Annotated in this window: 17 protein-coding genes; 10 read left to right on the top strand and 7 right to left on the bottom strand. The window is 70.7% G+C overall.

The window, feature by feature from the left end; all coding sequences use genetic code 11:
- Positions 1–10: 10 nt before the first annotated feature.
- Together OHU89_RS42505 and OHU89_RS42500 are read right to left on the bottom strand one after the other, a co-directional pair.
- Positions 11–661 (bottom strand): hypothetical protein, encoded by a 651-nt coding sequence (locus OHU89_RS42505; protein ID WP_405650552.1) that lies wholly within the window; start codon positions 659–661, stop codon positions 11–13.
- 33 nt (positions 662–694) lie between these two features.
- Positions 695–1,600 (bottom strand): LysR family transcriptional regulator, encoded by a 906-nt coding sequence (locus tag OHU89_RS42500; protein ID WP_405650549.1) that lies wholly within the window; start codon positions 1,598–1,600, stop codon positions 695–697.
- A 114-nt stretch (positions 1,601–1,714) separates the two neighbouring features.
- On the opposite strand from OHU89_RS42500, the gene OHU89_RS42495 reads away from it, so the two are divergent.
- Positions 1,715–1,948 carry a hypothetical protein gene (locus OHU89_RS42495; protein WP_046256809.1) on the top strand — a complete coding sequence of 78 codons (234 nt, stop codon included), beginning with the start codon at positions 1,715–1,717 and terminating at the stop codon, positions 1,946–1,948.
- On the opposite strand, the gene OHU89_RS42490 is transcribed toward OHU89_RS42495, so the two are convergent.
- Together OHU89_RS42490 and OHU89_RS42485 are read right to left on the bottom strand one after the other, a co-directional pair.
- Complete coding sequence (locus OHU89_RS42490) at positions 1,924–2,805, bottom strand: LLM class F420-dependent oxidoreductase (RefSeq protein ID WP_266884924.1); 882 nt, start codon at positions 2,803–2,805, stop codon at positions 1,924–1,926. The genes OHU89_RS42495 and OHU89_RS42490 overlap by 25 nt on opposite strands.
- Positions 2,806–2,884: 79 nt before the next feature.
- Complete coding sequence (locus tag OHU89_RS42485) at positions 2,885–3,841, bottom strand: TerC family protein (protein WP_405650545.1); 957 nt, start codon at positions 3,839–3,841, stop codon at positions 2,885–2,887.
- Between the two features lie 225 nt (positions 3,842–4,066).
- Here OHU89_RS42485 and OHU89_RS42480 point away from each other — a divergent pair, with 225 nt between their 5' ends.
- Both OHU89_RS42480 and OHU89_RS42475 read left to right on the top strand, forming a co-directional pair.
- The gene (locus OHU89_RS42480) at positions 4,067–5,041 is read left to right on the top strand and encodes an alpha/beta hydrolase (protein WP_266884928.1); all 975 of its coding nucleotides are present in this window, start codon (positions 4,067–4,069) and stop codon (positions 5,039–5,041) included.
- An 85-nt stretch (positions 5,042–5,126) separates the two neighbouring features.
- Positions 5,127–6,113, top strand: a complete 987-nt coding sequence (locus OHU89_RS42475; protein WP_405650541.1) for a helix-turn-helix domain-containing protein — start codon at positions 5,127–5,129, stop codon at positions 6,111–6,113.
- 18 nt (positions 6,114–6,131) lie between these two features.
- Here OHU89_RS42475 and OHU89_RS42470 read toward each other — a convergent pair whose 3' ends face one another.
- Positions 6,132–6,485, bottom strand: coding sequence for a hypothetical protein (locus tag OHU89_RS42470; protein ID WP_405650539.1), 354 nt, complete (start codon positions 6,483–6,485; stop codon positions 6,132–6,134).
- A 277-nt stretch (positions 6,486–6,762) separates the two neighbouring features.
- Between OHU89_RS42470 and OHU89_RS42465 the strand changes: the two genes are divergently transcribed.
- From OHU89_RS42465 to OHU89_RS42435, 7 genes are all read left to right on the top strand, one after another.
- Entirely contained in the window at positions 6,763–7,029 is a 267-nt protein-coding gene (locus OHU89_RS42465; RefSeq protein ID WP_405650537.1) for a hypothetical protein, read from the top strand.
- Positions 7,030–7,147: 118 nt separating this feature from the next.
- On the top strand, positions 7,148–8,338 hold the full coding sequence (locus OHU89_RS42460; protein ID WP_405650534.1) for a CaiB/BaiF CoA transferase family protein: 1,191 nt from the start codon (positions 7,148–7,150) through the stop codon (positions 8,336–8,338).
- 7 nt (positions 8,339–8,345) lie between these two features.
- A complete protein-coding gene (locus OHU89_RS42455; protein ID WP_405650532.1) occupies positions 8,346–9,101 on the top strand; it encodes a GntR family transcriptional regulator in 756 nt (251 codons plus the stop codon).
- 43 nt (positions 9,102–9,144) lie between these two features.
- Positions 9,145–9,930: an electron transfer flavoprotein subunit beta/FixA family protein gene (locus OHU89_RS42450; protein WP_405650530.1), complete on the top strand. Its 786-nt coding sequence runs from the start codon at positions 9,145–9,147 to the stop codon at positions 9,928–9,930.
- 18 nt (positions 9,931–9,948) lie between these two features.
- Positions 9,949–10,911, top strand: coding sequence for an electron transfer flavoprotein subunit alpha/FixB family protein (locus OHU89_RS42445; protein ID WP_405650528.1), 963 nt, complete (start codon positions 9,949–9,951; stop codon positions 10,909–10,911).
- A gap of 158 nt (positions 10,912–11,069) precedes the next feature.
- Entirely contained in the window at positions 11,070–11,738 is a 669-nt protein-coding gene (locus tag OHU89_RS42440; RefSeq protein ID WP_405650525.1) for a TetR/AcrR family transcriptional regulator, read from the top strand.
- 25 nt (positions 11,739–11,763) lie between these two features.
- Positions 11,764–11,925, top strand: coding sequence for a hypothetical protein (locus OHU89_RS42435; RefSeq protein ID WP_405650522.1), 162 nt, complete (start codon positions 11,764–11,766; stop codon positions 11,923–11,925).
- 21 nt (positions 11,926–11,946) lie between these two features.
- Here OHU89_RS42435 and OHU89_RS42430 read toward each other — a convergent pair whose 3' ends face one another.
- Both OHU89_RS42430 and OHU89_RS42425 read right to left on the bottom strand, forming a co-directional pair.
- Positions 11,947–12,537, bottom strand: a complete 591-nt coding sequence (locus OHU89_RS42430) for a PadR family transcriptional regulator (protein ID WP_405650520.1) — start codon at positions 12,535–12,537, stop codon at positions 11,947–11,949.
- Positions 12,538–12,554: 17 nt separating this feature from the next.
- Positions 12,555–13,358, bottom strand: coding sequence for an SGNH/GDSL hydrolase family protein (locus OHU89_RS42425; RefSeq protein ID WP_405650518.1), 804 nt, complete (start codon positions 13,356–13,358; stop codon positions 12,555–12,557).
- Positions 13,359–13,422: the final 64 nt, after the last annotated feature.

Here is a 13,422-nt window from a genome sequence, read left to right as displayed (position 1 = left end):
GCATGACGGTTCAGCCCGTGATCGAGAAGAAGATCGTGTCCTGGCTGTACCAGTCGATCGACTGCGCGGACCGCCACTCGTCGTGCTCGAACTCCAGCTGTCCGGCGAGCTGCCCGAGCTCGTACGAGAAGGCGCTGTCGATACGGTCCAGGACGGCGCGGTAGGCGTCCGCGGCCGGCTTCGCCCTGGCCAGCGGCAGACGGCCGATGTCCGGGGTGCCGTCCATGGGATACGGGATGTGGAACGGGATGCCGTCGGGCGGTCCGGCGAACAGGAAGTCGCCCGGCAGCAGGTCGGCGGGGACGCCGAGGCGGCGCAGCTCGTCGTCCATCAGCCCGAAGAAGGTCGAGGGCTTGGAGAAGGTGCCCAGCTGGTACGGGTCGCTGCCGTTCCTGTCGATGATCTTCTGCAAGGCGGTGTAGTAGGCGTTGCCCGCGCACTCGGCGTCCGAGTCGGCGCGGCCCGCTATGAGGTGGTCCAGCGCCTCGGGGACGGTGAGGCCCCAGTCGATGCCCTGCCGTTCGAGGTCCGCCTGGTGCGCCTCGGCGTACTTGCGGACGTTGCCGAGGATGCGCTGCTGATTCTTCGTCAGTTCGCCGGCGCCGAGGAAGCCGATGATGTCGTTCTGGTCGGCGGTGTTGTAGCTGATGTTGCGACTCATGATCCCCATGGTGCCAAACGGCACTGACAACGCTCAGGCCACAGCGGTGGACGCCAGCTCCCGCAGCTGCGTCAACGCGGCCTCGACCGCGGGGCGTTCACGCCCGGCGCGCCGCGTGCAGGTGAGCAGCTTGCGGTGCGGGTTGCCGGTGCAGGGCACCCGCGTGACGGGCAGGTGCGGGGCGAGTTGGGCGAGGCGCGGGATCAGCGCGACGCCGAGCCGATGGGCGACGAGATGGGCCGTGACGTTCCAGTCCACGGCGTGGTGCACCACCGCGGGGCTGAACCCGGCCTCCGCGCAGGCGGAGATGATGTGCGGGCGGCAGGGGCTGTCCGGCATCGGGGCGATCCACTCCTCGTGCGCCGCCTTCGAGAGCTCGACGCGCTCGCGCCCGGCCAGCGGATGATCGGCGGGCACCACGAGGTCGAACGGGTCGTCCAGCAGCGGCTGTTGGTCGAAGCGGACGTCGTTCAGCGGCGGGTTGTGCGGGGTGGCCTCCACGATCGCGAGGTCGGTCTCGCCCTCGAAGAGCAGATCGAAGCTCTCCGGCACATCCGCCTCCTGGATCCGCACACTCAGCCGCGGATACCGCTCCTGCAGCCGCACCGCCATCGGCGCCAGCAGCACCGAGATCGCCACCGGGTAGCCGCTCACCCGCAACGGCCCGCCGGGCGCGCCTTGTTCGGCGCGCAGATCGAGTTCCGCCTGTTCCCAGCGGGCCTGGATGGCGTCGGCGTGCGCCAGCAGGCTCTCGGCCGCCGGGGTGAGACGGATTCCCCGGCCCTGGGGTTCGAGGAGGTCGACGCCGAGGTCGCGGGCGAGCTGGCGGATCTGCTGGGAGGCGGCGGACGGGGTGAAGTGCAGGGCGTGGGCGGCCGCGGTGACCGTGCCGTAGTGCGCGACCGCGCGCAGGACGTGGAGCCGACGCAGATCAATCATGAAGTCCACGCTTCAAGGTGAGGTCCGGAAAGTCAACCTGGACGTGTACGAAGCATGCGCTGCACCCTGGTTGTGTCGCGACGGTCAATCATCCATGACGTACGAGGAGTCCCCATGACCAGCCCGACCGGCACGACCATGGCCGGCACCGTCTGCCCGCACTGCGGATGGCCGGACGGCGCCGAGCCCTTCCAGGTGGTGTCCCGGCACGCCACCGCGGCGGGCCGCACGGTGTGGACCCGCTGCGGCTGCGGCTCGCTGCAGGTGCGTGTGGTCGACGACCGCGGGATGCGGATCGTCTCCCGCAGCGGGCCCGCCGTCCCTCAGTCGAGTCCCGCCAGCCGCTGAACGGCGGGGGCCGCGAACCGCTCGATGAACGCCGCCGGCTCCCCCGTGCGCGGGGAGAGGATCACGGTGTCGATGCCGAGCTTGGTGTAGCCCGTGATGTCCTGGGTGAAGGCGTCGAGGTCACCGGTGGTGAGCGGGTCCCCGGAGTAGGCGACGGTCTTGCGGATCGCGTCGTAGTCGCGGCCCTCGGTGTCGCAGTGGCCGCGCAGGACGTCGAGCTTGTGCGCGACCTCCTCGGGTGTGGTGGTGAAGAGGTTGCAGGCGTCGCCGTACCGGGCGACCAGCCGGAGCGTCTTCTTCTCGCCGCCTCCGCCGATCATGATCTCGGGGCGCGGGTCGCTGACCGGGGCCGGTACGGACAGTGTCTCGGCGAGCCGGTAGTGCTTGCCCTCGAAGGGGCCGTTCGCGTCCGGGTCCCACATCTGCAGGCAGATCCGCAGGGTCTCCTCCAGCCGCTCGAAGCGCTCGGCGACCGGCGGGAACGGCACACCGAGGCCCGCGTGCTCCCGGTCGTACCAGGCGGCGCCGATCCCGAGGGTGGCCCGGCCGCCGGACAGGACGTCCAGCGTGGTGGCGATCTTGGCGAGCAGTCCGGGGTGCCGGTACGACACCCCGGTCACCAGGGCGCTGAGCTGGACCGTCGAGGTGCGGGCCGCGAGATAGCCGAGGGTCGTGTAGGCCTCCAGCATGGGGTCCTCGGCCCGGTCGTTGAACTCCATCTGGAAGTAGTGGTCCATCACCGACAGCCAGCTCAGGCCCGCGGCCTCGGCGGCGTCGCCCGCCGCGGCGAGTTCGGCGCCGAGCGCGGGCCCTCCCCCGGGATGGTCGAACCGGTTGATGTGCACGCCCACGCGCATGGCCGTCTCCGTTCACCAGGGTCGTAACCGACCCTGGTGACGCTAGATCTTCGAGCGCTCTCGAAGTCAAGAGGCTCGGCTAGGAGACCCGCTCCTCCTGCTTCCTGGAGGCACTCAGGCTCGTGAACGTCGTGACGGCGAGGACCAGCACGATGAAGCCGAGCGAGAAGGGGATGCTGATCTCGGGCACATGGACGCCGGACTCGTGCAGGGCGTGCAGCACCAGCTTGACGCCGATGAAGCCGAGGATGATCGACAGGCCGTAGCTGAGGTGGACGAGCCTCTTCAGCAGGCCGCCGATGAGGAAGTACAGCTGGCGCAGCCCCATCAGCGCGAACGCGTTGGCCGTGAAGACGATGTACGGGTCCTCGGTGAGGCCGTAGATGGCGGGGATGGAGTCGAGCGCGAACAGCACGTCGGTGGAGCCGATCGCGAGCATCACGACCAGCATCGGGGTCATGACCCGCTTGCCGTTCTCCTCGATCCACAGCTTGGTGCCGTGGTAGCGGTCGGCCACGCCGAAGCGCCGCTCGACCATCTTGAGGAGCTTGTTCTCCTGGTACTCCTCCTCGTGCTCGTCCTTGCGGGCGTCCTGGACGAGCTTCCAGGCGGTCCAGATCAGGAAGGCGCCGAAGAGATAGAAGACCCAGGAGAACGTGGAGATGATCGCCGCGCCGGCCGCGATGAACCCGGCGCGCAGCACCAGGGCCAGCAGTACGCCGACCATGAGGACCCGCTGCTGGTACTGCGAGGGCACCGAGAACTTCGCCATGATCAGGACGAAGACGAAGAGGTTGTCGACGCTCAGCGACTTCTCGGTGATGAACCCGGCGAAGAACTCACCGGCCGGCTTTCCGCCGCTGAAGATCAGCAGACCGATGCCGAAGAGACAGGCCAGTACGACCCAGACGACCGTCCAGATGCCGGCTTCCTTGATCGACACGTCGTGGGGCTTGCGGCCGATGAAGAAGTCGACGGCGACGAGCACGCACAGGGCGGCTACCGTCAACAGCCAGACGGAGAGGGACACGTTCACTTGTTACTCCTGGTACGTGTGGGGCCTTCACAGGGTTGTCTCAGGTTGTGATCCCTTCCACCCCTGACAGGTGAACAGAAGGTCATGACATGGCAAGGTCCCAGGTCACACCGGTGCCACCCGCCGGACGGCGGGCAGGTTCCGCCGTCCGGCGGCGCCCCGGACGGCCTGCAGGGCGCGAATCATGTCGGCATGAGCCGCCGCGTTCCCGCGTGAGGAGAAGACATGACCCTGGTGCCGCCGCCGTTCGACCCGGAGCTTGCCGGAGCCCTGGAACTGATCAAGGAGTTCATCTCCCCGGGGATGACCCGGGAGGACATCGAGCAGATACGTCAGGGCCCCGGCATCCAGATGCTGGCCGAGCTGGACCTGACGCTCGACGGCTTCTTCAAGGTCGAGGACCGCGTGGTGCCGGGTCCCGAGGACGCCCCCGAGATCTCGCTGCTGATCTGCCGCCCCACCGTGCCCTCGGCCGCGGGTCCGCGCCCCGTCGTCTATCACGTGCACGGCGGCGGCATGGTCCTCGGCACCAACCGGGTGGGCGTGGACGTGGCGCTGGCCTGGGCGAAGGAGCTGGACGCCGTCGTGGTGTCGGTGGAGTACCGGCTGGCCCCGGAGGACCCGTACCCCGCGCAGATCGAGGACGTGTACGCCGGTCTGGTGTGGACGGCGGAGCACGCCGGGGAGCTGGGTGCCGACCCGGAGCGGATCGTCCTCGCGGGCGCCAGCGCGGGCGGCGGACTGTGCGCGGCCCTCGCCCTGCTCACCCGGGACCGCCAGGGGCCGCGTCCGATCGGCCAGGTGCTGATGTGCCCGATGCTCGACGACCGCAATGACACCCCGTCCTGTCACCAGATGGCGGGCCTGGGCGTCTGGGACCGGACGGCCAACGAGACCGGCTGGACGGCGCTGCTCGGTGACCGGCGCGGTGGCCCGGACGTGCCCGCGTACGCGGCGCCGGCCCGCGCCGAGGACCTGACCGGGCTGCCCCCGGCGTTCCTGGACGTGGGTTCCGCGGAGACGTTCCGGGACGAGGTCGTCGCCTACGCCTCCCGGATCTGGCAGGCCGGGGGGATCGCCGAGCTGCATGTGTGGCCGGGCGGCTTCCACGGCTTCGACGGTTTCGCCCCGCAGGCGGCGCTGTCCCAGCGGACACGGGCGGCGCATCTGGACTGGCTGCGCAGGCTCCTCGACGCGTGACCGTGCGGCACGGCTCCCGTCGGGTGGTGCCCGGTGTGAGCCGCGGGGCTCCCCGGCCGGGCCCCGCATACCGCACCATGGACCTATGAAAGAGCTGGCCGGGCGCCTGACCGCGCTGGACCCGGACGCCGGTGCCGCCGTCCAGGTGATCGCCTACTTCGACCGGCTGGCCGAGTCACGGGCCGGTCTGGAGGCCCTGGTGCGTGGGGCGGCCGTACTGGCCGGGGTGCCCGCGCGGCTCGTCGACGCGGACCGGCGGGTGCACGTGCGCGTGGAGGCCGACGGCACGCGCCGCGACTCGGATCTGCCACCGGATCCGGCCTGGCCGTCGGCGGCGCTGGCGCCCGGCGGGGTGCCCGCGCTGTGGCTGGAGCGGGCGGCCGAGCCCAGCGTGGTGGACGCCGTGATCCTGGAACGGGCCGCCGGTGCCGTGCGGCTCGTCCTGGACCGCACTCGCGGCCGGGTCCCGGTCGACGATCCGGCTCTGGTGGAGACACTGCTCGACGCCACGGCCCCGGAACCGGCCCGGCTGCACGCGGCGCGGCGCCTGGGCCTCGACCCGGCGGTGCCCGCGCGCGCCGTGGCCGCCGCCGACGGCCTGCCCCGGATCGTCCCCGAGCAGCGCGGTGCGGGACTTCCCGCCGGGCGCCTGGGTCTGGGCCCCGCCGTGCCCGTGCTCGACCTGCCGCGGTCCTGGGCCGCCGCGCGCACCGCGCTGCGGTTCACCGCGGAGGGCACCGCACAGGATCCCGGTCAGCGTGTGGTGTACGCCGACGAACTGGGCGGCACGGCTCTCCTCGCCGATCTCGTCGTACCGGGGGCCGAACCCCCGCCCGATGTCATCGCGTTGGAGTCCGCGGCCGCGGCGACGCCGTGGCTCCTGGCCACGCTGCACGCCGTCGCGTCGACGGCGAGTCTGCGGGCGGCCGCCGCGGAGATCAACGTGCACCACTCGACTCTCCAGGACCGGCTGGTGCACGCCGAGCATCTGCTGGGCTGGCCCGTGCGCACCCCGCAGGACCGCTTCAGGCTGCAACTGGCCCTGACGATGCGCCACTTGGCCCGCTCATAGACGCGGTCACCGTCACCGTCACCGGAACTCGTGGACGACCTCGATCTCGCCGACGATGTGCGCGTTGAACTCGTCGAGCTCCTCGGCCGGCACCCACAGCTCCAGGATCGTCTCGCCGCCCGCCTGCTGGACGGGGTAGCGGCGCAGGAAGTCCGAGTCGACCTCGAAGCGGGTCACGAAGCCGGCACCGTCGTGCTTGACGTTCCAGTCCCGGGCGATCTTCACGGCGTAGTCCTCGTTCAGGACGGGGTAGAAGATCGGCTGCTCGGGCAGCCGGGGCGGCCAGGCACGCCAGTTCAGCTCGCGGACCAGATCCAGTTCGACGGGGCCGGTGGGGCGCCAGAGGGTCGTCGTCGGTCGGGGGCTGGTCATGGGGGTCGCGCTCCGTACGTGATCGATGTGTGTGGTCGATGTGCGTGATCGATCGGAACGCGGCGACCCTACCGGTGGCGGCGAGGCACCGACCACCGGGTTTCACTGCTCAGCGCAGCTGGTCCATGAGGGCCAGGGCGGCGGGGCGACGGCCATGTCCCCTTTCGGGGAACTCCCGTACCCAGTCACGCGCCTGGGCCTCGTAGGCGGGCAAGGTGTTGAAGGACCAACTGCGATGAGGCCCGTCGCGTCACCCGCGGGAGAACGGAGATTCATTGTGCCGACGAACAGCACCGCCGACCTGACGGCGGACCCGTCACCGGACCGGATAGAGCGTCTCGACGAGGAGATCATCACCCTCCTTGCCCGTCGCCGCGCCATGGCGCAGGAACTGCCTCCCCCCGCGCGCGCCCGCGCCGTCGATCCCGAGTTCACGGAGACCGTACGGGAGTTGACGGACCGCTACCGGCAGGAGCTCGGCGGCGCCGGCGAACTCGTCGCCCGCGCGGTGATGGTGCTGTGCCATCCGAGCCGCCAGTCCTGATCACGCGGGGTGAGGAGGGAGGGCCGGGGGTCCTTCCTCCCCGGCTTACAGACGACCGCGTGCACATGACTTGGATCACTTTGACAGTGTCCTCGATTTGGCCGTACAAATAGGCCATATGAGCGTCCCGAAGCTTCCTCTGTCCGGGATCACGGTCGTCAGCCTGGAGCAGGCGGTCGCCGCCCCCTATGCCACCCGGCAGCTGGCCGACCTCGGCGCCCGGGTCATCAAGGTGGAGCGCCCGGGCGGCGGTGACTTCGCGCGGCGGTACGACACGACCGTCCACGGTCACTCCAGCTATTTCGTCTGGCTGAACCGCTCCAAGGAATCCCTCACCCTGGACCTCAAGGATCCGCGCGGCCTGGAGATCCTGCACCGGCTCCTCGACGACGCCGACGTCTTCGTGCAGAACCTCGCCCCCGGAGCAGTCGACCGCCTCGGCCTCGACACGGACACGCTCACCGAGCGTTGGCCGCGGCTCATCCCGTGCACGATCTCCGGATACGGCACCGACGGACCATGGGCCGACCGCAAGTCGTACGACCTGCTGGTGCAGTGCCAGACCGGCCTGGTCTCCCTGACCGGAACCCCGCAGGAGACCGCGCGGGTCGGGATCTCGGTCGCCGACATCGCCGCCGGGATGTACGCCTACAACGGCGTCCTGACCGCCCTGTACACACGCGCCACCACGGGCACGGCCCACCCGGTGGAGGTGTCCCTCTTCGAGGCACTGGCCGAGTGGATGGGCCAGCCGGCCAATTACACGCGGTACGGCGGCAGCCAGCCCCCACGCCTGGGCACCCAGCACGCCACCATCGCCCCCTACGGCACCTTCAGATCCGCCGACGGCAAGGACGTCCTGTTCTCCATCCAGAACGAGCGCGAGTGGGCCGTGCTGTGCGCGGAGTTCCTCGGTGATCCCGAGCTGACCGCCGACCCGCGCTTCGCCACCGGCTCCGACCGTGTCGCCCACCGCGAGGAGCTCAACGCCGTCGTCGCCGAGCGCTGTGCGCGCTCCGACGCCGAGGAGATCCTCAAGGACCTGGAGGACATCGGCATCGCCTGCGCAGGAGTCAACGACATCGCCGCGTTCCTCGACAACCCCGTGCTGGCTGCCCGTGGCCGCTGGCGCGAGGTGGGTGTACCGGGCGCCACCGTGCAGGCCCTGCTGCCCCCGGCCGACCTGGCGGGGCTGCCCGCCCGCATGGACCCCGTACCGGCGGTGGGCGAGCACACCGACGCGATCCTCACCGGGCTCGGCCACAGCCACGACGACATCGAGGCGCTACGCGCCGACGGCGTCGTCTGATGACGGGGTGACGTCGCTGCTCGAGCAACCACAGCGTGAGAGCACCTACCTGAAGCTCGCCCGCGAACTGCGCACCGCGATCCTGCGGCACGACTACCCCGAGGGGGTGCGGCTGCCGACGGAGGCCCAGCTCGCCGAGCACTACGGGATCAGCCGGCAGACCGTCCGCCGGGCCTTCCAGGACCTGGTGACGGAAGGGCTGGTCCACCGGGTGCCGGGGCGCGGCACCTTCGCCACGCCCCGCGACGAGCAGTATCTGCGCCAGTTCGGCTCGGTGGACGACCTGATGGGCCTGTCCATCGACACCCGAATGCGGGTCGTCACGCCCCTGCACCGACGGGTCGACGTCGACGCGGCCGGGCGACTGGGCCTGCACACCGACCGGGTGCACAGACTGGCCTTCGTCCGGCTGCACGAGGACACCGCGTTCTGCCACACCGCGGTCTCCCTGCCGCCCGCCGTCGGCCAGTTGCTGGAGTCGGTCCCCGAACTCACCGAGCCCGGCACCCCCAGCGCCTCCACCGTCATCGGCTTCCTCGACGGCCGGCTGCCCGAACCGATCGCCGAGGCCGAGCAGAGCATCACGGTCGCGGAGGCCACCCCCGAACTCGCCGAGCACCTCGGCTGCGAACCGGGCCGCGCGCTGCTGCGCATCGACCGCGTCTACCGGTCGGTCGCCGGACAACTCGTCGAGCTGGCGATCAGTCACTTTCTGCCCGAGCACTACTCGTACCGCGTACGGCTGCGGCGCAGCGGCCGGTGACGCCGTATGCCGAATGTCGAATGTCGAAAGAGGAGCAATTGCCGTGAGTCTCAAGATAGTTGTGACCGTGAAGTACGTGCCCGACGCCACTGGCGACCGGCACTTCGCCGATGACCTGACCGTCGACCGTGACGACGTGGACGGTCTGCTCTCCGAGCTGGACGAGTACGCGGTCGAGCAGGCGCTGCAGATCGCCGATGAGGCCGATGACGCCGAGGTCACCGTCCTGACGGTGGGTCCCGAGGACGCCAAGGACGCACTGCGCAAGGCGCTGTCCATGGGTGCGGACAAGGCGGTCCACGTCGAGGACGACGACCTGCACGGCACGGATGCGATCGGTACCTCGCTGGTGCTGGCGAAGGCGATCGAGAAGGCCGGCTACGACCTGGTGATCTCCGGTATGGCGTCCACGGACGGCACCGCGGGCATCGTGCCGGCGCTGGTCGCCGAGCGTCTGGGCGTCCCGCAGGTCACCCTGCTGTCCGAGGTCTCCGTCGAGGACGGCACGGTGAAGGGCCGTCGTGACGGCGATGCCGCGTCCGAGCAGCTGGAGGCGTCGCTGCCGGCCGTCGTGTCGGTCACCGACCAGTCGGGCGAGGCGCGTTACCCGTCCTTCAAGGGCATCATGGCCGCCAAGAAGAAGCCGGTGGCCTCCTGGGATCTGTCCGACCTCGACATCGAGGCCGAGGACGTGGGTCTGGACGGCGCCTGGACGGCCGTCGACTCCGCCACCGCGCGCCCGGCACGTACTGCCGGAACCGTCGTCAAGGACGAGGGCGAGGGCGGCAAGCAGCTCGCCGAGTTCCTCGCGAGCCAGAAGTTCATCTGAGAGAGGGTGCCTTGATCCATGGCTGAAGTTCTCGTCTACGTCGATCACGTGGACGGCGCCGTCCGCAAGCCCACCCTGGAGCTGCTGACCCTGGCCCGCCGCATCGGCGAGCCGGTCGCCGTCGCGCTGGGCAACGGCGCCGCCGACACCGCCGCCGCGCTCGCCGAGCACGGCGCCGTCAAGGTCCTCACGCATGAGGCCGCCGAGTACGCCGACTACCTGGTCGTCCCGAAGGTCGACGCCCTGCAGGCCGCGTACGAGGCCGTCTCCCCGGCCGCGGTGCTGGTGCCGTCCTCCGCGGAGGGCAAGGAGATCGCCGCCCGTCTCGCGCTGCGGATCGGGTCCGGCATCATCACCGACGCCGTCGACCTGGAGGCCGGTGACGAAGGCCCGGTGGCCACCCAGTCGGTGTTCGCCGCCTCCTTCTCCACCAGGACCCGGGTCGTCAAGGGCACCCCGGTCATCACCGTCAAGCCGAACTCCGCCGCCGTGGAGGCCGCCCCGGCCGCCGGCACCGTCGAGGCCCTCACGGTCTCCTTCGGCGCCCTGGCCACCGGCACCAAGGTCACCGCCCGCACCCCGCGTGAGTCGACCGGGCGTCCGGAGCTGACCGAGGCCGCGATCGTGGTCTCCGGCGGCCGCGGGGTCAACGGCGCGGAGAACTTCGCGCTCATCGAGTCCCTCGCCGACTCCCTCGGCGCGGCCGTCGGCGCCTCGCGCGCCGCCGTCGACGCCGGCTGGTACCCGCACACCAACCAGGTCGGCCAGACCGGCAAGAGCGTGTCCCCGCAGCTGTACATCGCCTCCGGAATCTCCGGCGCGATCCAGCACCGGGCCGGCATGCAGACCTCCAAGACGATCGTGGCGATCAACAAGGACGCCGAGGCCCCGATCTTCGACCTCGTCGACTACGGCGTCGTCGGCGACCTCTCCGACGTCGTCCCCGCCCTCACCGAGGAGATCAACACCCGCAAGGGCTGACGTGGTTGCACCGCCTGGGGTGGCTGCGGCATCCGTCAGCCACGGCTCGGCGAGAATCACAATGTCACTCAGGGGAATTGAGGGTATCTCTGTCGGGAGAGGAGGTGCCCGACCTGTCGGTAGGACCGTTGTCGCTACACCGCAGTAAAGTTCTCCCCATGGCAGAGAAGGCGGACCAGCCCTTGGGCACTCCCACCGAAGAGCCGGCCTGGAAGCAGCGGGCGGTCGAGCGGTCCACTCAGGCGGCGAAGCGCCGGGCCGAGCAGCGGGTGGAGCGGTTTCTCGACGCGGCCCAGGCGATCATGGCGGACAAGAGGACGACCGACTTCACCGTGCAGGAGGTCGTCGACCGCTCCAAGCAGTCGCTGCGCAGCTTCTACCAGCACTTCGACGGCAAGCACGAGCTGCTGCTCGCCCTGTTCGAGGACGCCATGAGCAAGTCGGCGGAGCAGGTGCGTACCGCCGCGGCCGAGCACTCGGACCCGCTGGACCGGCTCAAGGTCGCCGTGCGGACCCTGTTCGAGAACTCCTGCCCCGACCCGGCCGCGAAGCGCCCGCTGTTCACCGACTTCGCGCTGCGCCTGCTGGTCTCGCACCCCAACGAGCTGCGGGTCGCGAACGCACCGCTGCTCGCCCTGCTGACCGAGCTGATGACGGACCTCGAGGAGGCCGGTCTGCTGCGCGAGGGCTTCGAGCCCCGCAGGGTGGCGGCCCTCACCATGCAGACCGTCATGTTCAACGCGCAGTCCAGCGGCCAGACGGGCTCCCACCCGATCACCGCCGACGAGATCTGGGACTTCTGCGCGAAGGGGTTCACGCTCAGCTGAGGCGCCGGCGTCGGCGAGGGTGTCGGTGCGCGGGATCACGGTGGTCACCCAGCCGACGCTCGTGGCCCGGCGCGGTGACGACTACGAGGACCGCGTCGAGCCCGAGAACCGGCCGGACCTGTGGCCGTACGCCGGTCTGCTGCGGGCGGGCACCCGGGGTCGGCAGCGGCGCCGGGGCTCCGCCTGACGGCCCCGGCGGGACGTCCGCTCATCGGCCGCGCGGCTCCGGCGGTACCGGTTGGCGTGAGGCGCGCTGATCGAGCCTCTTCAGGGCGGTCTCGCCCCACTTGAGGTTCGACCGTTCGAAGGCCATGCCGCCGAGCAGGGTGAGGTAGGGCCCGATGCGGTCGGCCTCGGCGAAGTACTCGTCCTCGGTGCGGCCGGCCAGCATGCGCTCCCGCATCCGTTCGTACCGGGCCAGCTTGGCGGTGGACCGCTCCACGCGCTCGGCGATCGCGGTCCGTACGGCGCCGGCGTCACCGATGTCGACGCACTGGACCTTGACCATGAGCTCGTCGCGGATGGCGGTCGGCTTCGCGGGCACGTCGGCGATGTACGCGCGCAGGATCTCCAGACCGGCGTCGGTGAGGGAGAACAGGCGCTTGTTGGGGCGGCGCTCCTGCTGGACCACGTGGGCGGAGACGAGGCCCTCGGCCTCCATGCGCTCCAGCTCGCGGTAGAGCTGCTGCGGGGTGGCCATCCAGAAGTTGGCGACGGAGGCCTCGAAGCCCTTGGCGAGGTCGTATCCGGAGGCCTCGCCCTCCAGGAGGGCGGCCATCACCGCGTTGCGCAGAGCCATGGGCCCAACCTAATTGATTAGTCAATGGGGTGCATGGAAGCGGGCCGGGGCATCGCGAGCAGCTCGGGCCGCTTGGCCCGACGGCCGTCGCCCGACGACCGGCCACGGACCCGTCGTACGAGCCAGGGGCCGAGGAAGGAGCCGGCCCAGCGCAACTCGCCGCCGACCGCCCGCAGGCCGGAGGCCGCCCGTGCGTCGGCGGGCAGCGGGCGGGTCCAACCGTCGTCGCTGCCCGGCAGGTCGAGGGCGTCGGCCACGGCGGCGGCGATCCGGGCGTGGCCGAGCGGGCTGGCGTGCAGCCGGTCGGGGCTCCACAGGCGCGGGTCGGTCACGACCGGATGGTGGGAGGTCTCGGCGACCACGACTCCGTGCCGGGCGGCGGCCTGTCGGATGCGGTCGTTGAGGACGATGATCCGGGGGCCGATCGGGCGAGCCAGCGGGGTGATCCGCGCGACGTCCGGGAAGGTCACCGTCGCCACGCGGGCGCCCTGCGCGGTGAGTGCGGCGAACATCGCCTCCAGGTGCCCGGCCACCTCGTCGGCGTCGAAACGGGGCCGCAGCAGGTCATTGACCCCGGCGACGACCGTGGCGAGGCCGGGCTCCAACGCGAGGGCCGGCGCGAGCTGTTCGTCCCGCACCTGCCCGGCGAGACGGCCGCGCACGGCGAGGTTGGCGTAGAGGAGCTCCGGTGTGTCCCGGGCGAGGTGCTCGGCGAGCCGGTCGGCCCATCCGCGCAGTCCTCGCACGTCGTCGCCGTCGCCGCACCCTTCGGTCTGGCTGTCGCCCAGGGCGACGTACCGCAGAGATCCGTTCTCCGTCATGGCCGACCGCCTCGCTTAGCCAAATAGACACTTACTAACATTGTTGACTATAGCCGGGTGGCCG

Origin of the sequence: Streptomyces sp. NBC_00019 (assembly GCF_045041015.1) — a bacterium.
Classification (GTDB): domain Bacteria; phylum Actinomycetota; class Actinomycetes; order Streptomycetales; family Streptomycetaceae; genus Streptomyces.
This window is presented reverse-complemented; position numbering and strand designations above follow the sequence as displayed.